This is a genomic window from Lewinella sp. W8, from assembly GCF_004375085.3.
Classification (GTDB): Bacteria; Bacteroidota; Bacteroidia; order Chitinophagales; family Saprospiraceae; genus Neolewinella.
Genome location: NZ_SNAQ03000001.1, coordinates 105017 through 129254 on the forward strand (window position 1 = coordinate 105017; position 24238 = coordinate 129254).

General features: G+C 58.2%; 21 protein-coding genes. 9 read left to right on the forward strand and 12 right to left on the reverse strand.

The genetic code is table 11. The features are described from left to right. Nucleotides 1-635 precede the first annotated feature (635 nt). Nucleotides 636-1061: a type II 3-dehydroquinate dehydratase gene (aroQ, locus tag E1J53_RS00440; RefSeq protein WP_134270011.1), complete on the forward strand. Its 426-nt coding sequence runs from the start codon at nt 636-638 to the stop codon at nt 1059-1061. Between the two features lie 71 nt (nt 1062-1132). Continuing rightward, nucleotides 1133-1909, forward strand: a complete 777-nt coding sequence (locus E1J53_RS00445) for a Bax inhibitor-1/YccA family protein (RefSeq protein WP_134270012.1) — start codon at nt 1133-1135, stop codon at nt 1907-1909. Nucleotides 1910-2102: 193 nt separating this feature from the next. Here E1J53_RS00445 and E1J53_RS00450 read toward each other — a convergent pair whose 3' ends face one another. The 4 genes from E1J53_RS00450 to E1J53_RS00465 form a co-directional block, all read right to left on the reverse strand. Continuing rightward, entirely contained in the window at nt 2103-2969 is an 867-nt protein-coding gene (locus E1J53_RS00450; RefSeq protein ID WP_134270013.1) for a pirin family protein, read from the reverse strand. A 68-nt stretch (nt 2970-3037) separates the two neighbouring features. After that, nucleotides 3038-3373, reverse strand: coding sequence for a phosphoribosylpyrophosphate synthetase (locus E1J53_RS00455; protein WP_134270014.1), 336 nt, complete (start codon nt 3371-3373; stop codon nt 3038-3040). 131 nt (nt 3374-3504) lie between these two features. Then, complete coding sequence (locus E1J53_RS00460) at nt 3505-4737, reverse strand: acyl-CoA dehydrogenase family protein (protein ID WP_134270015.1); 1233 nt, start codon at nt 4735-4737, stop codon at nt 3505-3507. An 80-nt stretch (nt 4738-4817) separates the two neighbouring features. Further along, nucleotides 4818-5513, reverse strand: a complete 696-nt coding sequence (locus tag E1J53_RS00465; RefSeq protein WP_134270016.1) for a DUF6090 family protein — start codon at nt 5511-5513, stop codon at nt 4818-4820. A gap of 332 nt (nt 5514-5845) precedes the next feature. Here E1J53_RS00465 and E1J53_RS00470 point away from each other — a divergent pair, with 332 nt between their 5' ends. Together E1J53_RS00470 and E1J53_RS00475 are read left to right on the forward strand one after the other, a co-directional pair. Continuing rightward, on the forward strand, nt 5846-8227 hold the full coding sequence (locus tag E1J53_RS00470) for an amino acid permease (protein ID WP_134270017.1): 2382 nt from the start codon (nt 5846-5848) through the stop codon (nt 8225-8227). A 70-nt stretch (nt 8228-8297) separates the two neighbouring features. Further along, nucleotides 8298-8774 carry a cytidine deaminase gene (locus E1J53_RS00475; protein WP_134270018.1) on the forward strand — a complete coding sequence of 159 codons (477 nt, stop codon included), beginning with the start codon at nt 8298-8300 and terminating at the stop codon, nt 8772-8774. Between the two features lie 56 nt (nt 8775-8830). On the opposite strand, the gene E1J53_RS00480 is transcribed toward E1J53_RS00475, so the two are convergent. Then, nucleotides 8831-9772: a D-2-hydroxyacid dehydrogenase gene (locus E1J53_RS00480; protein ID WP_154640107.1), complete on the reverse strand. Its 942-nt coding sequence runs from the start codon at nt 9770-9772 to the stop codon at nt 8831-8833. A 215-nt stretch (nt 9773-9987) separates the two neighbouring features. Between E1J53_RS00480 and E1J53_RS00485 the strand changes: the two genes are divergently transcribed. The 3 genes from E1J53_RS00485 to E1J53_RS00495 all read left to right on the forward strand — a co-directional run bounded on the left by E1J53_RS00485 (nt 9988) and on the right by E1J53_RS00495 (nt 13562). Continuing rightward, on the forward strand, nt 9988-10563 hold the full coding sequence (locus E1J53_RS00485) for a CvpA family protein (protein WP_134270019.1): 576 nt from the start codon (nt 9988-9990) through the stop codon (nt 10561-10563). A 274-nt stretch (nt 10564-10837) separates the two neighbouring features. Then, nucleotides 10838-12715, forward strand: coding sequence for an OstA-like protein (locus tag E1J53_RS00490; RefSeq protein ID WP_173021316.1), 1878 nt, complete (start codon nt 10838-10840; stop codon nt 12713-12715). 79 nt (nt 12716-12794) lie between these two features. Further along, nucleotides 12795-13562 (forward strand): SH3 domain-containing protein, encoded by a 768-nt coding sequence (locus E1J53_RS00495; protein WP_134270021.1) that lies wholly within the window; start codon nt 12795-12797, stop codon nt 13560-13562. 63 nt (nt 13563-13625) lie between these two features. Here the strand turns inward: E1J53_RS00495 and E1J53_RS00500 are convergent, their stop codons facing one another. Both E1J53_RS00500 and E1J53_RS00505 read right to left on the reverse strand, forming a co-directional pair. Then, a complete protein-coding gene (locus E1J53_RS00500) occupies nt 13626-14648 on the reverse strand; it encodes a radical SAM protein (RefSeq protein WP_173021317.1) in 1023 nt (340 codons plus the stop codon). Continuing rightward, entirely contained in the window at nt 14641-14970 is a 330-nt protein-coding gene (locus tag E1J53_RS00505) for a hypothetical protein (protein WP_134270023.1), read from the reverse strand. The genes E1J53_RS00500 and E1J53_RS00505 overlap by 8 nt, the downstream gene beginning before the upstream one ends. A 212-nt stretch (nt 14971-15182) precedes the next feature. Here E1J53_RS00505 and E1J53_RS00510 point away from each other — a divergent pair, with 212 nt between their 5' ends. Further along, complete coding sequence (locus E1J53_RS00510) at nt 15183-16637, forward strand: GEVED domain-containing protein (RefSeq protein ID WP_134270024.1); 1455 nt, start codon at nt 15183-15185, stop codon at nt 16635-16637. A gap of 68 nt (nt 16638-16705) precedes the next feature. Here E1J53_RS00510 and E1J53_RS00515 read toward each other — a convergent pair whose 3' ends face one another. Both E1J53_RS00515 and E1J53_RS00520 read right to left on the reverse strand, forming a co-directional pair. Then, nucleotides 16706-18925: a plastocyanin/azurin family copper-binding protein gene (locus E1J53_RS00515; protein ID WP_134270025.1), complete on the reverse strand. Its 2220-nt coding sequence runs from the start codon at nt 18923-18925 to the stop codon at nt 16706-16708. A gap of 77 nt (nt 18926-19002) precedes the next feature. Continuing rightward, nucleotides 19003-20811, reverse strand: coding sequence for a family 16 glycoside hydrolase (locus E1J53_RS00520; protein WP_173021318.1), 1809 nt, complete (start codon nt 20809-20811; stop codon nt 19003-19005). 242 nt (nt 20812-21053) lie between these two features. On the opposite strand from E1J53_RS00520, the gene E1J53_RS00525 reads away from it, so the two are divergent. Next, nucleotides 21054-22358, forward strand: a complete 1305-nt coding sequence (locus E1J53_RS00525; RefSeq protein ID WP_134270027.1) for an ATP-dependent RecD-like DNA helicase — start codon at nt 21054-21056, stop codon at nt 22356-22358. A 266-nt stretch (nt 22359-22624) separates the two neighbouring features. Here the strand turns inward: E1J53_RS00525 and E1J53_RS00530 are convergent, their stop codons facing one another. Genes E1J53_RS00530 through E1J53_RS00540 form a run of 3 tightly spaced genes read right to left on the reverse strand, consistent with a single transcriptional unit; the run spans nt 22625 to nt 24191 of the window. After that, nucleotides 22625-23263 (reverse strand): O-methyltransferase, encoded by a 639-nt coding sequence (locus E1J53_RS00530; protein WP_134270028.1) that lies wholly within the window; start codon nt 23261-23263, stop codon nt 22625-22627. Between the two features lie 27 nt (nt 23264-23290). Further along, nucleotides 23291-23806 (reverse strand): TlpA disulfide reductase family protein, encoded by a 516-nt coding sequence (locus E1J53_RS00535; RefSeq protein ID WP_216649987.1) that lies wholly within the window; start codon nt 23804-23806, stop codon nt 23291-23293. A gap of 52 nt (nt 23807-23858) precedes the next feature. After that, nucleotides 23859-24191, reverse strand: coding sequence for a hypothetical protein (locus E1J53_RS00540; RefSeq protein ID WP_134270030.1), 333 nt, complete (start codon nt 24189-24191; stop codon nt 23859-23861). Nucleotides 24192-24238 lie beyond the last annotated feature (47 nt).

Genomic DNA, 24238 nt, shown 5'->3' on the forward strand with positions numbered 1-24238 from the left:
CAAACCCCGCAGCCCCACACAGAACGCTAAAGTTGAACGTAACCAAGGAACGACCAGCCGCTGGGCACCGGCAGGGAATTGCGCCGATCTGGCCACTTTTCAGCAAGCTCTCGACGAAGCCGTTATCATTCAGCGCGAGCGGTACAAAACCCGAGTATGCCAAGGGCAGACTCGCCTAGCGGCTTTCCCGAAACTTGCCAGCAATACAAGGAGATACGATGCCAGAAGCTTCTGCTTACGAAAAGCCTACGTTTACCTTGGTCGATTCACATTTGTTCGGCGCGTGGCAGCCCATGGCCAGATTGGTCTACTAGGTAAGCGATACCAGGTGGGCGGGCATAACCGAGGAAAACAGGTACGGATCGGACTAATTACCAAAATGGGCAAACCCGTCTGGATAGTATCAGATGCAGCAGGTCAGATTCTTGAACGACTAGTGGCTCGCCACTTGGCTGATGGAGAGTTTATCGCCACCGTTTGGCGACCGAGTTGAGAGTTGGCATATCTTTAATGCGCTAGGTTATCACAACTCTAGTGCGCACCACACAGACTAACGAACTAACAGACCAACAGACTAACGAACTAATAGACCAACAGACTAACCAACCAACAGACTAACGAACTATCTTTACCCTATGCCATTACGCGTAATCATCATCAACGGGCCGAACCTGAATTTGCTGGGACGCCGGGAACCAGAAATCTACGGAGAGGATACCTTCGAGGACTTCATGATTCATTTGCGGGGGAAATTTGTCGACGCCGACGTTGACCTTTCCTATTTCCAGAGTAATCACGAGGGGCACTTGCTGGACAAGCTCCACGAAGTGGGCTTCGACTACGACGGAATTATTCTCAACGCGGGTGCACTGACCCATACGAGTATTGCGCTGGCCGACGCCATCGCCGCCATCGAAACGCCGGTGATTGAGGTCCACATCAGCAACGTCCACCAGCGGGAAGAATTCCGGCACCACAGCTATCTTTCCGCGAAGGCCGAAGGCATTATCGTGGGCTTCGGACTGCGGGGCTACGAGCTGGCCGTCCAGTACTTCCTTTAACCTGACCTATCAACCTTACGCTCAACCGGGGGGCTTCCCCGCGGGTTGGGTACTAACACCAATTACTGTTTATGTCATTTACTGATCGATTCAAGAAATCAAGTAACCCTATTCTTCAGGAGGAAAAACTCTTCAAGGCCAGTCAACCCAATCCGGAAAGCCTGGACGGAAGCTTCATCCAGCGTGCCGACGATACGGCGATGACCGTCAACGGTGCCGTTAACAAGACCTTTCTCATGGGGCTGATGTTACTGGCCACCTCGGTTTATTCCTTCTTCTACCCCAGTTCAATTTTGCTCTGGTCCGGAGCCATTGGTGGACTGGTCCTGGTTCTGATCATGGCCTTCAAACCGGCGATGTCGCCCACCCTGGCTCCCATCTACGCCCTGCTGGAGGGACTCTTCGTGGGAAGTGTGACGGCCATTTATGCTGTCGGCTTCGGTGCGGGCATTGTTTTTCAGGCCGTGCTGCTCACCCTGGCACTGCTCTTCATGATGCTCTTCGTCTACAAGTCCGGCATGATCAAGGTCACCCGGAAGTTCCGGACGGGAATCATGATGGCCACCGGAGCGATTATGTTGGTCTACCTACTCAACATCGGACTCAGCTTCTTCGGGATGTCCCTGCCCTTCCTGCACGAAGGCGGCCTGATCGGCATCGGTATCAGCCTGTTCATCATCGGGATTGCTACGCTGAACCTCCTGCTGGACTTTGACATGATCGACCGGGCGGCCGCCGCCCGCGCGCCCAAGTACATGGAGTGGTTCTGCGCAATGGGGTTGATCGTGACCCTGGTGTGGCTCTACATTGAAGTGCTGCGCTTATTGTCGGTGCTCAGCAGTGACTAGGGGTTCGCGCCGATAAGTTTTCCAATCCAGGAAAAAAGAAAGGTCGAAAGCAAATCATTTGCTTTCGACCTTTTTCGTAAACAGCCTGTGTTTCAGTACTAGTGAGAATAAAGTGAGGCTGTAGATACTTTCATCATCAAAACTATTCTTGAAACGTAGCTTAATTAGGCTTCGCTGCCTGACGGTAAAAAAATTATTCTTCAATGTAAAAGCCCATTTTCCCCATTTGGTAGTCCCGCATGGCTTCCATGATCTCCGTCTGGTTGTTCATCACGAAGGGGCCATAGCTGGTTACCGGGGCACCAATTGGCCGGCCGGACAGAACCAGTATTCTGGTTTCGTCGGCAACACCCGTCAGGCGAATTCCCGCTCCGTCGCGTCGGAAATGGAGTAGGGTACGACCGGAGTAATTGAAGTTGTCGTTGAGCCGGACCTCGCCGTCTAGCAAATACACGCCCAGGTTATGGTCAGTAGGAATCGGGAGGTCGACGGTGGCGTTGGCCCGGAGGGTTAATTGCCAGGCGTTTATCGGACGGTAAGTTTGCGCGGGTCCCTTCGACTCCCCTAACTGTCCCGCCACCACCTTCACCGTGGCTCCCGGAGAGAGCTCCACGCTGGGAATGGCGTCTGCCTTGATGTCCTGGTATCGGGGTTGCACCATTTTGTGCTCCGGAGCAAGGTTGACCCAAAGCTGGATGCCTTCCATCTTCCCTCCCCGTTCAAGGAACTCTTTGGAGGCGCGTTCACTGTGGATGATGCCCATCCCCGCAGTCATCCACTGCACGTCGCCATCGGATAGATAGCCGGTATTGTTCCGGCTGTCCCGATGGCGTAAACCTCCGGAATACAGGAAGGTGATGGGCTCGAAACCCCGGTGGGGGTGGGGCGCTACGTCCAGGGGTGGGCGCCCGTCGCTCACCTCGAAGGGGCCAAAGTGGTGCAGTAGCAGAAAGGGGTCAATCTGCTCCACCCGCTGGGTGGGAAGCGGCTGATGAACGGTGGTGCCTCCCATGTCGAGTGCTTCGGCGGGAAGGATGTGGGCAACACTCCGATAATCCATGATAATGCATTTAATGTCTAAACATTAAACGGTTAGCTTCCCCGATAGTTTTCGACGCTTTAGGGGGCCTAAACCTGGTCTGGATCCTGGTATTCCACCCGGAATTTTTCAATCATTTCCGGGCTCAGAGAGTCGGCGTAGACCCCGTAAGCATCCACCAGCAAACCTTTGGTGCCGTCGCTGGCCTCAATGGCGTAAAGGACCGAGTTGTCTCCGGCGCTGCTCATCCCCTCAAACCGATAGGTGTGGACGATGGTGAAGTCTTCGGGTTGGAATTCTTTCTTCAGGGCTTTGCACTCAAGACAGTTTTCCTTCTGATTGAAGTCCTGATCGTATCCTTTTGCCTGTAGCTCGTTGATGGCGTCGGTCAGGGTATCGTAGGGACTGCTCTGTAAGATGGGCATAAGGTTTTTTCTTTTTGCAACGGATGGTGGAATTAAAGTGTTTGCTCCTGACCCCACCGAGGGGGTAAAAACTAAAAATCCCGGGTGAACAGCTGGTCACCCGGGATCTTTTGAGCAATCATTCTCCCGTTTTAGGCGAAGCCGTTCAGTCCGGTGACGTCGTGTCCGGTAATGAGGAGGTGAATGTCGTGGGTACCCTCGTAGGTGAGCACCGTTTCCAGATTGATCATGTGGCGCATGACGGGGTACTCGCTGGTGATACCCATGCCGCCGTGGATTTGCCGGGCTTCGCGGGCGATTTCCAGGGCCATGTTCACGTTATTCCGTTTGGCCATGGAAATTTGGGCCGGGGTGGCTTCCCCGCGGTTGGCGAGGGTGCCGAGCCGCCAGGCGAGGAGCTGGGCTTTGGTGATCTCGGTGATCATTTCGGCCAGCTTTTTCTGGGTAAGCTGGAACTGTCCGATGGGCTTGCCGAATTGCTCCCGCTCAAGGCTGTAGCGCAGGGCGGAGTCATAGCAGTCCAGGGCCGCGCCAATGGCGCCCCAGGCGATGCCGTAGCGGGCCTTGTTGAGGCAGCTCAGGGGGCCGCGCATACTCTTGATGTCGGGGAAGACATTCTCCTTGGGGACGCGAACGTCCTCGAAGACCAGCTCACCGGTTACGCTGGCCCGCAGGCTCCACTTGCCGTGAATCTCGGGGGCGCTGAAGCCGGGGCTGTCGGCGTCCACCACCATGCCACGGATTTTTCCTTCCTCGTCCCGGGCCCAGACAACGGCCAGGTCGGCTACCGGACTGTTGCTGATCCACATTTTGGCTCCGTTGAGGATGTAGGCATCGCCGTCATCGACGATGTTGGTCAGCATGGAGGCGGGGTCGGAACCGGCGTTGGGTTCCGTGAGGCCGAAGCAACCGATGAACTCTCCGCTCCCCAGCTTGGGCAGGTACTTGCGCTTGGTGGCTTCGTTGGCGTATTTGTAGATGGGGTACATCACCAGGCTGCCCTGTACCGAGGCCATGGACCGCAGTCCACTGTCGCCGCGCTCCAGTTCCTGCATGATGACGCCGTAGGCGATTTCGTCCATTCCGCCGCCACCGTATTCCACAGGAAGGCTGGGGCCGAACGCCCCGATCTCGGCCAGCCCCCTGAACAAATGCGTGGGGCATTCGCCGCGCATCGCGGCGTCTTCGATGATGGGGCTTACCTCCGACTTAACCCAGTCGCGGACGGCCGCCCGGGCCAGCTTGTGGTCATCCTCGAGCAGGTCTTCTACCAGGTAGTAATCGTGAAACTGAAAGCGATCTTCCCGGCTGGCCTGATGAAAGTCCTCCTTCTTGGTGAATTGTTTGGTTTGCGTGGTGGGCATAATCTTGTTTTTAGCGCCGCTAAGGTACACAATTTGCGGTGCTCCCGATGCCTCTTTGGCCCCCTGACCCGGCCCGGACGTTATCGTTCTAACGTAGTGCTGACCATCGTCAGGAGGGCTTCTACTTCCGCGATCACCTCGCGGTACATGTTCACGGTGGATTGGAGGGTCATGGTCTCATAAACCAGGTGGTTGTAAAGCGCCCCCACGGGTTTTACGGAGCTGGCCTCCGGGCGGTACTCTGGATCCACCACGCTCCGAAAATCAAAATTTTCGATGACCAGGGGAAGTAAGAAGTTGTCCCGAAAACCGGAAACGTCATCGTTGTTGTGGTGGATACTTTCGTAGCTGTTGTTGTAGAGGTCCGTCAGGCCGCTGACGATGGAGTCGTTGCGAATCCACGATAGGTGTCCAGTACTTTCCAGCGTGGTGAAAGTGGCCTGAGAGGAGCTGAAACGCACGGTGAACATGAGTTGGGGGATATTCTCTACGATGGTATTTATCTGAGCATCATCGGGCGCTTCCAGGGCCTGGAGTATCGTATTGGCGGCCTGAAGTTGTGCTTGACGCTGAGCAAGGTCCGTTTGGAGTTGTACGAGGTCGCGTTGCAGGTCCCGCTCGATGTTGCGTAGGTATGCCGTCTCCTGCCGGTTTTCCTGATTCCGTTGGAACAGGTTGCTGATCCACAGGGACAACAGAATGCCGACAATGATGATGAGTATTTCCAGCAGGGCGGAGGCGAGGGCACTGCGAACTTTGAAGCGTTTACTAAGCATGGGGCAGGAAGCTGTTCCGGGACCCAATTTGAAGGTTACCCTTCATTTGACCAAGGACTTTGAAAATTTTAAGTACTGGCGGCAAATGGTTGGGGCCAGTTTCTTTTTTGGTATTTGAGTAATCCGTCCGGTCATTGCTCCAACCGATCGCCCGGCACCGGCGCACCGCGCCCTGCGACTTAATGGCATCGGCCTTAGCTGGGTATTGCCAACGAGGTTTCCGGCCGCGGAGAATGTCCAATTAAAAAACCGCTCCGCTCCGGGTGACCGACGGGGAAAGGCCCAGTCTAATCCTCCAGTCTGCGTACCTTCGCAACCCTATACTCCCCAATATGGAAAAGCAAAAATTCGGCACGGCGCCGGTTTTCTTCACCGCCATCAGTACCATTCTGGGTGCGATCATGTTCCTCCGCTTTGGCTTTGCGGTGGGCATGGTGGGCCTGGCGGGGACCATCGCCATCATCCTGATCGGGCACGCCGTAACGATTCCTACGGCCATGGCCATCGCCGAGATCGCCACGAACCAGAAAGTAGAAGGGGGAGGGGAATATTACATCATTTCCCGCAGCTTCGGACTCGTCATCGGTTCCACCATCGGGATTGCTCTGTTCATGTCCCAGGCCATTTCGGTGGCCTTCTACATCATGGCCTTTACGGAGGCCTTTCGTCCGCTGATTGAGTGGATCCGCGGTAGTAATAACCTGCTGCCCTGGGCCGACTGGCTGCTGGCGCAGCCCCAAACCATCGGTATTCCCGCCCTTTTGCTACTGACGCTGGTCATTTTGTCCAAGGGAGCTGATCTGGGGGTTAAAGTGCTTTACACCGTGGTGGCTACCTTGGCCATGGCCCTGATTGCCTTTTTCCTCGGGACGACGGAGTACAGCGAGAATAATTCCGTTGATTTTTTCAACAGTTACAGCGCCGGGGTGGAAGAAACTGCCGCCGCGATCGATCACATCATCGAAGAAGAAACCGGAGAAGCCGTGCAACTGGATACGATCCAACTGCCGGACGGTACCGTGGTGGGCAAACCCATCCCGCCCACGCCAGTCGATACGCCCCCGGAAATCCCCCAGCTGAGTTTCTTCACCGTCTTCGCCATCATCTTTCCGGCCTTTACCGGAATGACGGCGGGCGTGGGGCTGTCGGGCGACTTACGGGATCCGGGGAGGAGCATCCCGCTGGGAACGCTGGCGGCTACCATTGGCGGCATGGTCATTTACTTCTTCATGGCCTGGAAGCTCGCCGCCTCGGCACCGCCCGAGGCGCTGGCCGACACCAGCCGCCTGGTGATGGCCGATATCGCCTGGCAGGGGTGGTGGATCATTCCCCTGGGCCTGGCGGCCGCCACCATCTCCTCCGCCCTGGGCTCCATTCTGGTGGCCCCACGGACGCTGCAGGCCATTGCGGCGGACCGCATCTTCCCCGGCCGGAAGTTCAATTACTGGGTGGCCAAGGGTAAAGGAGCCCAAAAGGAACCCTACAACGCCAGCCTTATCACGGTGGTCGTGGCGGCCTTCTTCATTATGCTGGGGGCCCTGGACAGCGTCGCGGAGATCATCTCGATGTTCTTCATGGTGACCTACGGATCCCTGTGTCTGATCAGCTTCCTCAACCACTTTGCCGCCGACCCCAGCTACCGGCCCCGCTTCCGCTCCAAGTGGTTCGTGTCGCTTTTCGGTGCCCTGGCCTGTTTCGGGCTCATGTTCTTCATGAACAGCACCTACGCCACCATTGCCCTGATTCTGATCGGCGTACTTTACATGTACATCGCCTACAGCAACCCGGACAAGCGCAGCATGGCGTTGATCTTCCAGGGCGTGATTTTCCAGTTCTCGCGCCGCCTGCAGATTTTCCTGCAGAAGGCGGATAAAGAAGAGAAGAAGAGCTGGCGGCCCAGCGTAATTGCCGCCAGTGACGCCACCTTTACCCGACTGGGCGCCTTCGATCTCCTGAGGTGGTTGTCGCAGAAGTACGGATTCGGCACCTACCTGCACTACGTAAACGGTTACCTGAGCCACGAATCCAGCGAGGAGGCCGCCGAGATCAAAAAGCGCATCATCCGGATGGCGGAAGCCACCGATAGCCGAATTTACGTAGACACCATCGTGTCTCCGTCCTACACCTCGGCCATCGCCCAGACGGTGCAGTTCCCCGGCATTGCCGGCACGGAGAACAACCTGTTGCTGCTGGAGTATTCCAAAAATCAGGAGGATGGCCTGAAGGACATCATCGACAACTTCAAACTGATCAAATCGGTCGACTTCAACGTCGGTATCCTGGGGCTGTCGGAGCGTGGCTTCGGGCTGAAGCGTAGTATTCACGTGTGGATCACCCGGGCGCACTACGAGAGTGCCAACCTGATGATTTTGCTGGCCTACATCATGACCGGCCACCCGGACTGGCAGGACGCCGAAATCCGACTCTTTGCCGTCTTTGAGGAAAGCAAGCTTGACGAGGAAAAGCAGAAACTGTACGATCTGATCGAGACCGGGCAGCTGCCGATCAGTCGGAACAATATTGACGTGCTTTGCCGTCAGGGGGAAACGGAGTCCCGCAGCGTCATTGCCGAGAAATCGGGCGAGGCGGATCTGGTGATTCTCGGTTTCCGGGACGAGGCCCTCAAGCGACTGGGCAAGGACTATTTCGGGGGCTACGAGGACATCGGCAACGTGCTGTTCGTCAACGCTGCCGGGGAAGTCAAAATCCGGTAATGAACCAAAACCTGTGGTTGGAGCGTTCTTTCCTTCCCCGTTGAGCTGACGGCGGGAAAAGCCAAGCCCCATGCCAACCCATACCATCCAATACGAAGAGTACGCTTCCCCGGAAGCCATGAGCGCCGCAGATCAGCAACTCCTGGCGGCGGCCACCGCTTCCCTGGCGCACAGTTATTCTCCTTACTCCAACTTTAAGGTGGCGGCGGCGGCCCGCCTGGAGGACGGCACCGTCGTTACGGGCTGGAACACCGAAAATGCTGCTTATCCGATGTGCATTTGTGCCGAACCCGCCACGCTGGCGGCGGCCGCCAGCCAGCGGCCCGGGATGCCCGTCGTGGCGATGGCCATTACCGTCAAGTCCCCGAGTATGGAACTCCGGGAGCCCGCCAGCCCCTGCGGCAGTTGCCGTCAGCAATTGCGCGAACACGAAACCCGCTTCCGCACCCCCATGCGTCTCATTTTACGCGGAGAGTCGGGACCGGTCTACGTCTTCTCCTCCGCCGGAGACTTGTTGCCCTTTGGCTTTTCCGGGGAGCTGCTGTAACGAAAACGGCCAGGCAGCGGTGCTGCCTGGCCGTCCCGAACCAAACTGGCGTCAATCTATTCTTCGAAGTGCTTGATGATCTTCTCGGCCAGTTCCGTACCAATGTTGTACTGGGCCTCACCCGTAGCCGCGCCGATGTGGGGCGTTACGCTGATTTGGGGGTGTGCGAGGAGAGCACGGTCAGGATTGGGTTCCCCCACGAATACGTCCAGGGCGGCGCCGGCTACCTTGCCACTCTCCAGGGCAGCCAGAAGGGCTGCTTCGTTGATTACGCCACCACGACTGGTGTTGGCGAGGATTACGCCGTCCTTCATCTTGGCCAGTTCGGCCTCCCCGATGAGGTCACCGCCGGGGACATGGATGGTAATGTAGTCGGCCTGGGCCAGCATCTCGTCCATGCTCACCACGGGTACGTGGATATCCACCTGCTGGCCACCCATGAAGTCCAGGGTGATGGTTTCTTCCTCTTTGATGAGGTCCACGGGGAGGACCTTCATGCCCAGCCCGAGGGCGATCCGGGCTGCTTCCACCCCAATGCGGCCAAATCCGAGGATGCCGAGGGTTTTGCCCCGTAACTCCTGACCACCGGCGTAGGCTTTCTTCAGCTTTTTGAAGTCACTGTCCGTCGCCCGCAACTCGAAGTTAGACCGGTGAACGCTGCGGCTCAGGCTGAAGAAGTGGGCGAAGACCAGCTCGGCCACGCTGGCGCTGGAAGCCGCCGGCGTGTTGTAGGTCGGGATGCCCTTGGAGGCCGCGTACTCGTGGTCAATGTTGTCAATGCCAACGCCCCCGCGGCAAATGGCCTTCAGGTTAGGGCTGGCGTCGATCAGGTCCTTACGGACTTTGGTGGCGCTGCGGACGATGATGACGTCAAAGTTATTGAGCTCGGTCATCAGATCGTCCTGGGCGATTTTGTCGGTGACCACCTCAAAACCGGCGGCTTCGAGTTGGGCTTTTCCATTAGGTGCGATACCGTCGTTGGCGAGAATACGGATCATGTTTTGGGGCGATTTGTTAAACTGAGGGCAAAGAAACGGAAATCTTCCACCTTTGCCTAGCAATCTAAGCTGGTCGACAACTATTTGACATTCGTCTAAACGACGGCCAAATTGTGGGTTGCCGGCATCTATTCGGCGTATTTTAGGGGAAAGTGCGCCATTTAGCGGTGCCGCGGGCCTCGCCCCGAATCGATCACAAGCTCTACCTTTGCCTTATGGTTATTGATATTATCTGCCTGATTTTTGCCGCCTACGGTTTCTGGATTGGCTACAGCAAGGGCATCATCGCCACCGTCCTCACCCTGGTGAGTTACGTCTTTGGGGTGCTGGCGGCCATGAAGTTCGGTCCCATCATGGGCGACCAGCTCGTGGGGTGGTTTCCCGCCATCGGGGCAAGTGGCTCCTTCCTCCTGGGCGTGATTCTGGTCTTCTTCCTGACCCTGGTCCTCTTTAAAATTGTGGCCAAAGGCCTGACCAGTTTCCTGGAAACGGTCAACATCAACTTCATTAACCAGATCCTCGGGGGCATTCTTTCCGGCCTCTTTTTTGTCTTCATCTTTTCCGGTTTGGTGTACTTCGGTGACCAGACGCGAATCATCACCGATGAGCACAAAGCCAAAAGCATCACCTACCCCCTGCTGGAAAAAATGCCCGACTTCGTCATCGACCGCGGTAAGTCGCTCTATCCGGTCTTCCGCGACTTTTACGACAAGGCCGTAGACGCCATGGATCGCCTGCGCGACAACGTCGACCAGGGCGAGTCAGACTCCATTTTTGATCTGGAAGAATAGGGTTTTACGATGCCTGAGGGATCCCGGCACGGGAATCCGAATGGGAATCTTTCGTTGATCCTTCGGGACGGACACTATTTTACCGCTGTCCTCTTTTTGGGTGCGGAGCACTGGTGCCGCGCTGATCCAGGGTGCCGTCTTTTTCTGCCTGCTGCTGCCGGGCAGAGCTTAATACGTTAAACCCCTCTTAAAGCTCATGCAGGCAGGGGCGGGTAAAGACAACGGAACGTTTCCTTACCGCATCCGTAGAGATAGAATATCTTTGCGCTCCCTTATGCGGCAGATCATTTCCATTTGGTGGGTAATTCTCCTTTCCTGTTTCTCGACCGGATTGGCGGCTCAGGTGACGGAACCCGAAGACTCCTCGGCCCAGCAGATCGTCAACATCGACAACGCCAATGAATTGCGCCTCCTGAACCGTGGCGCGGTGCAGCGGCTGATCGGTGAGGTAGAACTCAGTCAGGACAGCATCTTCATGTACTGCGACAGTGCCGAGCTGGTCAATGAAGTTCAGGTCTATGCCTATGAGAACGTCATCATCCAGCAGGGCGACAGCCTGGCGGCCTTCGCCAACTACCTGGATTACAATGCCGAGTCCCTGCTCGCTCTGCTCCGGGGAGAAGTTGTCCTGAAACGAGGCGACACGGAGCTGTACACCGAACGACTGGATTACGACCTCAGCACCAAACTGGCTACCTACCATACCGGGGGTAGAATCGTGAATAAGGAAACGGAATTGAGTAGCCGACATGGCTACTACTACGCCGAGGAGGACCTGGTCTTCTTCCGCGACAGCGTAGTGGTCATCGACGAACGCTTCGAAATGCGGGCCGATACCTTACGCTATGACCTGGCCATGGAACGCGTGTACTTCCTCGGGCCTACGGTCATCCGCACGGACACCAACCGGATTTACTGTGAGGCGGGCTACTATGACGTGGCGCTCGATCAGGCCGTCTTCAGTAAGAACGCCCAGTATAAAAGTGGAGAAAGACTAGCCGCTGCCGATACCATCCGCTACTTTGGCCCGGAGGAATTGTACATTCTGGAAGGACAGGCCTTCGTGGCGGAAGGAGAATTTCAGCGGGCTACGGCGAACCGCATCAGCTATTTTGGCGCCGAGGATCGCTACAAACTGGAGGGAGCAGCCACGGTGGTGGACTCCAACCGTACCGTGACCGGAGATACGATTAACTACAACGCCGCCGTGGGCAGCTACGCCGTAGCGGGCGGCCGGCCCCGGGTGTCTTCCCCTCCGAACATCATCCTGGCCGATAAGATGGATTACGATCCGGAACTTGACCTGAGCATCGCCACCGGCGCCGTCATTTTCCGGGACACCTCCGCGGATTTGACCATCGAGGCGGAAAACGCCCGCTACAATGAAGCCACGGGCTACGTCAAGGCCTACGGCGGTCGGGACAACCGCCCCCTACTGACCGCACTCCTCGATCAGGATACCATGTGGATGGCCGCCGACACCTTGCTCTCCCTGCAATCGGACTCGGTAGACGCAAACGGGGATACCATCCGTTACCTTTCGGCCTACCACGACGTGCGGATTCTGAAGAGTGACCTGCAGGCGGTCTGCGATTCGCTGGGCTTCAATACCGTGGACTCTATCCTCACGCTCTACGAAGACCCCATTCTCTGGCAGGATACGAGTCAGTTAATCGGTGATACCATTAGCGTATTCTTTAAGGGACAATCTCCGGACAAGGTGCGCCTGCAGCGTAACGCCATGGTGATTACCACCCCGGACCTCATCTTCTTCAATCAGGTGAAGGGGAAGATCATTGAAGCCTTTTTTGACAGCACCTCGCTTTCGCGCACGGAGGTCAACGGTAATGCCGAGGCGATCTACTACGTCGTCGACGAGGAGGGCGCTTACGTGGGGGTAAATAAGACGGCCTGCAGTTCGATGGTGCTGGAGTTTTCGGAGGGCGCCGTTACCCGAATCCGGTTCCTGAGCGCCCCGAGTGGAAAGATGCAGCCAATGCAGGCGGTGGACCATGAAGCCATTAAATTGGAAGGGTTCCGCTGGGAAATTGACCGTCAACCCAAAACCCTGGATGATCTCTTCGGTGGACGTGCCGTAATCATCAAGGAGCCCTTGCCGGCAGTACCACCGGAAGTGCGGAACGAGGAGTGATTTGACGGGACGGAAACCCCTCCACTGGTTAATTCTTCACCCGATCAGGCAAGAAAAACTTTTCAGCTACTTTTGCTTCATGAAGCGAATAATCCTGTTTCTCAGCTTGCTACCCTTACTCGGATTTGCCCTCCGGGCACAATCTGATGCGTCACTCCTCGGGGCCGCACGGGAGAGTTTACGGCAGGAAGACCCCGCTACCCAGATCGCAACCCTGGACAGCCTCCGGTCTACGGGGCTGGTCAGCCCCGAACTCTACCAGGCCCTGGGGAATGCCCACGTGGCCCGGGGTGATTATGGCCGGGCCATACTGTCTTTTGAACGGGGCCTCAGACTTCGGCCCGGACACGAAGCACTCAAAAATAATCTGGCCTTCACCCGTGGTGAGGCGGGAATTGAACGCCTGGAACTGCCCGGATTTTTCCTGCAGCGATGGTGGCGGGCGGCCGGAGCCGCGCTGGGTGCCACGACGGCCTTTTACCTGGCCATCGTCTTTTGGGCCCTGGCCATTTTTGGCTTCACCCGGTGGTTCTTGAAGCGCAAGGATATGGAGGAGAAACAAAGGTTTGCTCTCCTGCCGCTAGCGGGTGTATTTCTACTAATGGCCTTCCTTTGCTTTTCGCTCGGGAATTCCCGCAACAACTTCCTCTACCAGGAAACGGAGGCAGTGCTTGTGGCCCCCAGGGCCAATCTCCGTGTCGCTCCCGGTCCCGAAGCTACCCTCGAACAGCAACTCACCCAGGGGTATAAGCTGCGTATTCTTGATCGCTTCGACAACTACATCAAAGTCTCCCTGTCCGACGGTAGCCAGGGATGGCTGCCCGCTTCGGTCGTGGAGGTCATCTGATATTGGGTAGGCTGAATTCGGCAAGATTTTAGGATTCGCCAATCACCTGAGCCTGAGGGCACCTTAGGCTGCTACCGTAGCTTTGGTGCAATTCTCGATCCAGAAAAACCAGTCGACCAAATCCTGGTCGGCTTCCCCGAGGGCCGTAAAGCTTTGATCAATCAGGGTTCGGGTGGCCCGCCATCCTTCGGCTTTGTAGGCGGCCACGGCGGAGGCAAAATTTTCTCCCAGTTCACCAATGGTGTAATGCCGCGGAAGGCCGTAGGCAAAGGGAACCACCGATCCGCGCTCATCGATGATCAGGGGGTTAGCCAAATCCGCCAGGGGGACATCAGTGGCCTGATCCAGACCAAGGATTTTGTAATCGCCTTTGGCCGCCAGCGCCTGATGGCGCGGAACCAAATCTACGTGAATGCCCGGTCCTTCGGGATCCTGCAAAATTTTGGCTACGGCGTACATGCGGGCCAGGTCCAGCGGACTTAAACCCAGCCGCTGGTCAATTTCCTTTCCCCGGCCGGTATCCGCAAAGGGATGAAACTGTACGAGCTGCGCGCCCATGGCTTCGGCGTAGTTGACCGCCCAGGGCATGTCGATCAGGGAAGGCTGGGAAACGCAGTAGGCTATACCCACCGGTCGATCGTGATCGCGTAGGTTCTGGATGGCCCGCTGGGCCATGTCGAAGGCTTTGGGGTTGCCCCTTAGCTCATTGTGGAGGTCCGGAGCACCGTCCAGACTGATGGTGGCGAGGTGAACGTATTCACACAGCACCTCAAGGAGTCGGCCCTTGACCGGAGCACCGTTACTGATCAGGTTGATGCGATAACCCAGGGCACTGGCTTCCTTCACCAGTTCGGTAAAGTGCCGGTAAAGCAGGGGCTCGCCCCCGGAGAGGCTAAGCACCTGATAGCCTTCCTCCCGGAGGAGAGCAAGGCCGCAGAGAATTTTATCCAACTCCAGATGATCCCGATGCTGGGGCCCCGAACTGCTGTAGCAGTGCGCGCAGGCCAGATTGCAGAAACGGGAAGGGTGAAGATGGACAATGCGAGCCGACAAAAAGCCGGCTCGCTCCTGAAGTCCATTATCCACGGGGACGGGGAATTTCCTCAAAGTCGAAAGAAGCCCGTACGTGCATCAGCTCGGGAGCGATGATGCCGTAGGGGAAAACCTCCAACTTGCGGAGGATGCCCTCCTTCACCTGAAGTCGTTCGAGTTCGAGGACGGGACCGTCGAGAATGTAGTCCAGGCAGATGCCATAGATACATACATCAATGCCGGCGATCCGGTAGTCGGCCGCAGAAATGGCCTCCGCAATCCGGGTTACTTTCGTATCGGAAACTTTTCGCCCAGCAACGGCTGCGGCGAGGGACCGGCGGATGGAGCGGCCCTCGGATTTAGATAATTTTGCCATAGGGTTAATGACGTTTGGGTTTAGGTAAGTCCACCGCAGAAGGGTGGTTTGTCAAATGTTTATGGCCCTAAAATTTAGCCCGTTACGGATGGAGGCAAATTATTTATGAACTTTATTTAAACCGGGTGCTGCCCCCGGCAGCGCTACGAATAAAAAGGCGATTGGTGTAACGAGTACCCACACCGAAGGATAAAGGGTAAACTACTGCCAAAATGAACCCTCGTTACCGTATTCTTTTTTGTGCCCTTTTTTCCCTGCTCAGTGCCTCCGCCTTTGCCCAGTTTCCCTTTATTGACCTTGGTCCCCGGGCCGTTTGCGAATCGGCCATTAACGTAAGCCTGCCCGCCACCGGTTGCGAGGCGACCCTGACACCGGATATGCTGGACGCGGGGAGTTACAGCGTTTTTGGATCCGGATTGATCGATCGGTGGGTAAGTCCGGAGGTCGTCGGCCCGGGAACCCATACGGTCCAGCTCTTTGTGCGGGACTTCGCCGGCACCCGCTCCTGCACTACTCAGGTACTGGTGGAGGACAAGATCGCTCCGGTAGTGGCCTGTAGCCCCAATGTAGTTGTCACCATCGACGACCCCACCACGCTCCCTTTCGCGGTTTCTCATCTGGACGTGGATGAGGGCTCCTACGATAATTGTGCGTTGATCTATTACCTCGCTCTGCCCAGCCCCAACTACTGGGGAGCCTTCCCCTATACCCTGCAGGTCCTGGATGGTGGGGGGAATTCCAATAGTTGTTCCGGATACATTGAGACCCGTTCTCCCTACGCACCCGCGGGATACTGCGGGACCCGGGCAAACTCGACCTACGAATACATCCAGTCCTTCGGGGTGATTTCTTCCGATGAAGTTTGGGAAATCCCCTCCGGAGACAACGGAGGAGCCATATTTTTTACCGGCCTCCGTCATTTCCGCGCCGGTGATCCGGTCACCTTCAACTACGAACCCGGCTTCAGTTGGGGCAGCTACCGGGAATACTGGCAAATCTTTCTGGACACGAATCGCGACGGAGACTTCAACGATCCCGGAGAGTTGTTGCACCGCTGGAACGGCACCACGGGCAACACGGCAAGTGTGGTGTTACCGGCAAGCTTTCCCCGGTACGGCTTCAGCCGGATGAGGGTGGTCATGAGTTACGGCAACTACGTGAATCCCTGTGACGCTGACTTCTGGGGGGAGTACGAAGATTATGCGGTTCGCCTACTGGCTCCGGGGGAGCCGATTCCGGCCCTGACTCCGGAGGAGTCATATGAAGATTTTACGCCCGAATTAACCGCGGGTTCCCCGGAGCGTGCCGGGGCCGACAAGCCGGAGCCCATGATCCTCCTTGAATCCGCTACCGCCGACTTACTGCCCGCGCGGAATAGCTACGAAGAGCCGCAAACATCACCTGCCGCTTCCTTCTCCGCCTACCCGAACCCCGCGGCGGCCGGACAGGAAATCAGGGTCCGGTTCCCGGAAGTTTCATTGGTCACCGGCGACGAGTTGGTACTCATGAATTTAGTGGGGCGCCGGCTGGCCACCTATTCGCGGCAGCCGAATAGCCGCCAGCAATCGATTACCCTACCCGCAGAATTGCCCGCCGGCATCTATCTGCTTAACCACCGGACCAGCGACGGTCAGATGGTGGCCGCTCAGCGGATTCTCGTTCGGTAACGAGGAATGTGTTTACGTCAAGCGGGCGCCCCGACCACCAGTCAGGGCGCCCGCTTCGCGTTGGCAAACTACTTCACCACCAACTTACCGTTCATGGTGCGCCAGTGACCGGGGAAGGTACATACGTAGGCGTAAACACCGGGCTTTTCGGGGGCCGTGAAGTAGAGCGTTTGTTTACTTCCGGGACCGAGCAGGGTCGTGTGGAAAAGCACCGCGGAGAGGTCCGGGACGTACTCCTTGGCCGGTCCGTCCAGTCCCAGTTCTCCGGCGGCCCGCCCGACGGTGGACAGGGTGCCCGGTTTAACGAAGACGATGTTGTGGGGCATGTCGTCGTTATTGAAGAAGGTGAATTTCACCTTGCTGCCCGCCGATACCGTCATGGTGCCCCGGTCGTACTTCATGCCCGGAATGGTGGACAGGGTAATCGTCGCGTCGGCCTTTCCGCCCCAGGCGCCGGGCATCCGGGTGGGGTTCTTGCCGCCGGAAGCCGAATTGCGGCTGGCCGGATTATCGGGGGAAGCGACGGACTTAGCCGTTACGCGCCGGGGAGCGGGTTTGGCCATCGTGCTGTGGTCGTGGTCCGTGGCTTTCGGAGCACTGGCCGGCACCTGCGCTTGCGCCGCCTCTAACGCTTTGATCCGGGCCTCCAGACGGGCCTTTTCCGCAGCGGCTGCCTGCTCGGCGGCACGGGCTTCTTTCCAGGCCAGCGACACGGCCAGGGTATCCCGCTGGGGGATTTTATTTAGGGTATAGTAGCCCGTTTCGTGCAGCAGGGGAAGGTTGCCATCATAACTCTGCACCCCACTGGCCTTGATCTCGTGGATGTATTTCTCCCGCAGTCCCGAGACCTTCAGCCGGGCACTCATCCCGTCGTCGGCGACTTCCACGTATTCGATGTCGTGGTTCACCTGGTCCACCAGCGGACTGCCGTACACGGGGTGGTACTTGTACGTGAAACCGGTGATGGCGTAGTTCTCGGGTTTACTGGCCGTAGCCTTGTCCACGGGGAGAGTAAAGTGGATGGTGAAGCCGTCCCGCTCGGCCAAAATGGAGTGCATTTCGAAGGGCGTTTTTCCCGTCCAGGCCAGCCGCTCCAGTCCGTAGGCTTCGGTGCCGGCGCTGCCCCAACCGCGGTTGGTTTCTCCCACGAAGAGGGTGCCGTCCTGTCCCCAACTCATCCGGAGAATGCCCGACTGAAAATCCTTGCGGAAGTTAAAGGCCGCGCCCTGGTACACGCCGTCCACCTGCTCCAGATTGACGCGCATGATTTTTGATTGCCCTTGGTCCCCGATGAACACCTGACCGGCGAAGGGGCCAAAGGTGCCTTCGGTTTCGTCGACGATGATCTCGGAAGTGGAAATGCCGAGAATGGTGTGCGGAAGCCAGACGGCAGGGGTCTTTACCGCCGGAATCTCTTCGGCCAGTTTTGAGAAGGGGTAGGGCGTTTCGTCCTCGATGTTTTCCGGCTTCACGAACGGCTCTCCCGGGCGGGAAAAACGCGGGTTCACCCGGTAATAAACGTCGTTTGAAGTCATGGCCACCGGACTGGCGGGATGCTCGGCCCAGTTCAGGCTGGCGGGGTGGCCGGCAAAGTCTCCCTTTTCCAGGTGGACCAGTCCGCCGGAGCCCATCCAGTCGCCCTGGTTGTCGGCGTAAAAGAATTGCCCGTCGATGATGCCAATGCCGCAGGGGCTGCGCATGCCGGCGGCGTAGGGCTCAATGGTGCCGGCTTCCGGATCGATCTCCATCGTCCAGCCGCGCCAGGGCACCCGACTCTGCCCGCGCCACCACTCCTGTCCGTCGAAGTGGACGTTCAGGGTGACGTACATTTTTCCCTCCGCGGACACTTTGGGCCCGAAGGCATAGCCGTGGTAATTGCCGCTCACGGGCCAACTCTGCACCGTTTCGTATACGTCGGCCCGTCCGTCCCCGTCGGTGTCTTCGAGGCGGGTAAGCTCCGTGCGCTGCGCGCAGTACAGGGATTCCTTGTAGTAGGCCAGTCCCAGGATTTCGTGGAGCCCCGAGGCAAACTTCCGGTATTTCGGCAGGGCACCGGCCAGCATGTAGGGATTGTCGATGATCCACACGTCGCCCCGGCGGGTACTGGCGGCCAGGCTGCCGTTGGGTAGGGTAACCAGCCCGCCGACTTCCAGCATGGAACCCTCGGGGGTCGGGAGGGTAATGATTTTGTAGTATTCGTCTTCTTCGGGCTGGGCGACCAGTCCGGCGGCCAGTGGAAAGGTCAGGAGCAGCAAGATGGTCCGGACAATGGTGCTAGATGGAAACATGAGGATCGACGTGATTTTTTGGGAGGAGTTTTGGCCACGGAGGGCGGGTGCCAGGGTGGTTGGTGAGGAGCCGGGCATTAGTAAATGATTTGGTAACTGATGCTGCCCGTTGCTCCGTTAGCCGGAAGGGTAAGCGAGTGGTGATCTCCCCGGAGGGGTGTCAGGGTGGCCGAACCGGCCAGCTCATCCGGTAAGACGATCCAGAAACGCTCGTCCACCAGGTACCGTCCCTTGCCGTTGGCAACGATCTGGCCGCTGGCCAGGCGCCAGGCGCCGGCCGTAGCGGGCGTTCCCTCCCAACGGATTTCGCGCTTCAGGCCCTTGCCGCCGGGCAGGGGGTGGAGGACGTCGGTCACCTCCGCCTCGCCGAGGGCGTACCGAAAGACCGGCCGACCGGCCTCGTCCAGCTGATAGCCCCGGGGCCGGACGTGGTCGGCTTCAATCATGGCCGCCTGCGGCGCGTAGGTCGCCCCGGACCAGGCCGGCAGGGTGTCCAGAAAAACCTGCATGCCCACCGGAGAAGCGGTGGCGTTGCCCCGGCCGTTCCACATCTGGCTGGCGTTCATGAAGCCGCCCCGCCAGCTAACGACCGGGTGCCCGCCCCGCAGGTCATAGGTATAGCTGATGCCTTCGGGAAAGCCCACGTGGACGGCGTGATTGACCCGGAAGGGGTCCCCATTCGGAACCCGCAGGTCCAGAAAACTCCGCAGGATGGTGGGCTCCCGATCCAGGTCCACGAAGATGGGGTTCCCCCCGGAAGCGGGAAGCGATGCCGGGTCGTGGAGGGGTTGCGGGGCCTGATTCGGACCGGAGACGTACAGCGCCAGGGTGGGTTGGACCCAGGATTCAATTTTTACGTACAGGAGTTCGATTTCGTGGTCGCCCCGATCGAGGTCAACGGAGACTTCCTTTTCTCCCCAGTTGTTTTCAATGAGTTTTTTGCCGTCGACGGTCAGGCTGCCAAAGCCCGCGTCCTTTAGCATAAAGGTGTAGGTGCCGGGCGACTGGATCGGCAGCGTTCCCCGGTACCGCAGGGCGAGCCGCTCGCGAATATTGGTGACCGCCGTCGTGATGGCCTCCCCGGTGCCGGAAGTTACTTCTCCCGGATTTTTGGGGAATTCCCGGTCGGTGTTGGCGCTCAGCTCCGTGGCTTCCCAACGGAGGTTTTTCCAGCGAAGGGGTGGGTTGTCGTATTTCCGGTACCGGAGGTTTCGGAAGGCCACGGCGCCGTGATCGCCCTGGATGAACAGCGGACCGCGGGCTACTTCTTCGGCCCCGATGGGGCCGCGGGTCGGACCCGTCAACCGAACGTTTTCGTGGATGGTCACCCCGTTCAGCTTGACGGAAATAAGCCGGGCGTCTGCCGTCTTTTCTCCCCGTTCGTTGAACCGGGGCGCCCGGAATTCGACCGTCAGGTGTTGCCAGAGGCCGGGGGCCTTGGCGGCGTTCATGGCCGGGGCCATGCCCCCCCAGCCGTACTGCCGGGCTTCGTCGTAACGCTGGTAGATGCCGCCCATATCGCCGAAGGTGGGTCGGGCCTTTCCCCAGCTGTCCAGCAGCTGTACTTCGTACCGTCCCTGAAGGTAGATGCCGCTGTTGGAGCCGGGAGGCAGCATGACTTCTACGTCCAGGTCCATGTCGCCGTGCTCCCAGTTGGTTTGGAGGCCCTGCCGCTGCTTATCGGTGGGTTGGTTCAGCAGGATGCCCGTGCCCCGCTTGGTTTTAAACTCCGTTTTCCCCTGGGGGAGAAAAACCTCGCCGACGACGGACCAGTTACTACCGGTGGGGGAAAAAGAGGAGAGGTTTTCGAGCGCAATGACGTCCCAGGGTTGAGCCGACAGGGAGGCGCTGAGTAGAAAAATGATTAAGTAGAAAAACTTAGTCATGAAGTGTGGGTTGTTCGGGGCCGCTGTCGGCCCGATGAGATGGTTATGACGGATCATCCGCCAAAGCCGGGGAAGAGAACTTCCCGAAAGTAGACGGATTACCCTCCAATAAACCGGACAACGAAAGTGAGGTTTATCCGGACTCGGCAAATATCCCGTCGAAAGCAGATGATTGGGTTTGGCAAAGAACTATTCTACTCCGCCCGCTGGAGGATCAATCTCCTCTCCCTACCTTCGCCACCATGGATACACCCGACGGTCTGCAGCCCCTACGTCTTTCGGAGGAGTTTAACTATGCGCTCGAACGCATTGAGGCTGGTGCGCATTTATTCATCACCGGGCGGGCGGGAACGGGAAAGTCCACCCTCCTCCAGATTTTTCGGCGAAGTACCCAGAAAAACGTGGTGGTGTTGGCCCCCACGGGGGTGGCGGCCCTGAACGTGCAGGGGCAGACGATTCACTCCCTGTTCAACTTCCCTCCCCGGCTGTTACAGAGCCGCGACATCCGGGCCAACCGCCGCTACAAGCGGCTGTTCATGAACCTCGAAACCCTGATCATTGACGAGATCAGTATGGTGCGGGCGGACGTGATGGAGGCCGTCGACTACGCCCTCAAACTGAACCGCAGCAGCTCGAAACCCTTCGGAGGGGTGCAGGTGATCCTGTTCGGAGATTTATTTCAACTGCCTCCGGTCGTCAGTACCAACGAAGAGAAGCAGTTCTTTTCCTACCGCTACGCCAGCCCCTACTTCTTCAGCGCGGACTGCCTGGACCACATCGATCTGGAGATGATCGAACTGCGCAAAGTATACCGTCAGGACAGTCGGCACTTCCTGCGCCTACTGGAAAGTATCCGCAACGCCACCGTAGACCAGGATGACCTGGAGGATTTAAACCGCCGCTACCTGCCCGATTTTCAACCGGAGGCGGGCGAAAATTACCTGACCCTGGCCGCCCGTAACGCCACCGTCAACCGGATCAATACCTCCGCGCTGGCGGCCCTCGACAACCCCGAAATGCTGTACCTGGCGAAGGTCAAGGGGAATTTCCCCGATCGGCTCTTCCCCGTGCCGGCGGCCCTGAAACTCAAGGTCGGCGCTCAGGTCATGACGGTCCGCAACGACACCGACCGCCAGTACGTCAACGGCACCATCGGCACCATCCTGGAGTGCAAAACCGAATCGGTGGTCATCCAGGTAAGCGAAGCCGGCAAGGTGCGTAAAATTGAAGTGGCGTACGAGGAGTGGGACATCATCCGCTACAAATCGGATCTCGCGGACGCCACGAAGATCGGCACCGAAACCCTCGGCACCTACCGCCAACTGCCCGTGCGCCTGGCCTGGGCGGTAACCATCCATAAGGCCCAGGGCAAAACCTTTGATCGGATCATCATCGACCTCGGCCGCGGGGCCTTCGAACACGGTCAGACTTACGTGGCCCTGTCCCGTTGCCGCACCCTGGAGGGCATCGTCCTCCGCAAACCCCTTTCCCCCCGTGACGTCATGGTGGACCCGGAGGTGGTGCAGTTCTACGAGAGCCATCGGTAGTACCGACGCATACATGCGTCCAGGGCTAAGCCCCCCCGGGAAAGGCCTGCTCCGCAGGCCGGTCGAAGCCCCCCGGAAAAGGCTTGCTCTGCAAGCCGGTCGTGGAAACTGAGGAGAGGGCCAATGCTGAGGCGAAAACCCCGGAAAAGGTCTGCTCTGCAGGCCGGTCATCAAATCCGGGAAAGAGCTTCAGGTTGAAAGATAAGCTCGTCCGCCCAGGCGCGACGCAGGAGCTGACTGGTCTGCCGAGCGAGGGGGATAAGCCCTCAAACCCTCCGCGCCACCGACAGCCCATCCCGGATGGGCAAGACCACCGTTTCTACCCGGGAGTCATCGGCCAGCAGATCGTTGTATTTGCGCAGGGCAATCAGGTCGGGATCCTGGTCGGCGGGTTTGTTGATGCGCCCGTCCCAAAGGACGTTATCGGCCAGTAGCAATCCGCCGGGGCGTAGCTGGTCGATCAGTAGGTCAAAATATTCGGGGTAGCCGCGTTTGTCGCCGTCCAGGAAAATCAGGTCGAAGGGACCGGGAATGTCGGGAAGCAGTGCCTTGGCCTGGCCCACGTAGAGCTGGATGTTTTTGGCGTAGGGGGAGCTCGCAAAGTGCTTGCGGGCCCAGAAGGCGGTTTCGGGATTTCCCTCGATGGTGTGCAGCCGTCCGCCGGGGGGCAGGCCTTCGGCCAGGCAGAGGGCCGAATAGCCCGTAAAGGTGCCCAGCTCCAGAATGTTCTTGGGGGCGCTCAGTTTACTGAGCAGCGCCAGCAGCCTGCCCTGAAGCTGACCACTGAGCATCTGCGGGGCCATGGTCTTCAGGAAGGTCTGCCGTTCTACCTCCCGGAGGTATTCGGGGACGGGACCGGAAAGTCGCTCGGCGTATTCAAAGGTGTAGTCAATGTCGTCGCGCATACGGGGGGCGGTGGTGGGATGAGGATATTATTGCTGATCCAGGATTTCACGGATATCCGCGAAGGAAAAGTTGACGCCCAATACGAGTCCGTCCGGATTGATGAAAAAACTGGTGGGCACCTGGTTGACGCCGTAGAGATCGCTCAGGGGGCCGTCGAGGAACCGCAAACTACTACTCTGGTCCATGGCCTGCAGGGGCCACAACCTGGCATCCTGCGCTCGCGCCCGTGCCCACGCACTACTGTCGCGCTCGATGGCCACGCTGACGATCTCGAGTTGGTCGGGATAATCGCGGTGGAGCTGCACCAGCTCCGGGCTTTCCCGTCGGCAGGGCGCACACCAGCTTCCCCAGAAATCGAGTAGAACGTACTGCCCGCGCAGTTCCCGTAGGGAAAATTCCCTGCCGTCGGGGGCGGTGGCCGTGAAATCCTTCGCTGGCGTAAGCGGTGCCACGGACGGGGTGAAGTACCAGATGCGGAACCCGACGGTAAGGGTCAGGATCAGGGAGCCGATCAGCAGCCAGGAAGGAATTTTTCCCCGCATGGGGGGGAAGATGGGGCCCCCGAAGGGCGGAAGGTCCGATTTTATTTTTCGTTCACCAGGCGTCCTCATCGTCAAGCATTTCGGGTTTAAAGCGCTCCTTGGTTTCCAGGCGCTTGAGCTGTCTTTCGTAGAGTAAACGCGCCAGGCCCACATTCGCGGGCTCGGGGGCGTTGGGATGCAGGGCTTCCGCGACGGCCGCTTCGCTGACGTCCAGCGTATAACACAGGCTCATCAGCCGTTCCATGCGGTGCTGCATCCAGTAGTCAACCACGTCCGCCAGCCACTGGATGAACTGGTCTTCGTTAACGGAACGACCACTGGCGTTCTCCGATAATTCAAAGGCGGCGGAAAGCAAGGCCGTGGTCTGTTGGTGCTTGTCGGCCAAGGTTTGACGATTTAAGTGAGGGGCAAAAATACGTAGGGGGCGCACCA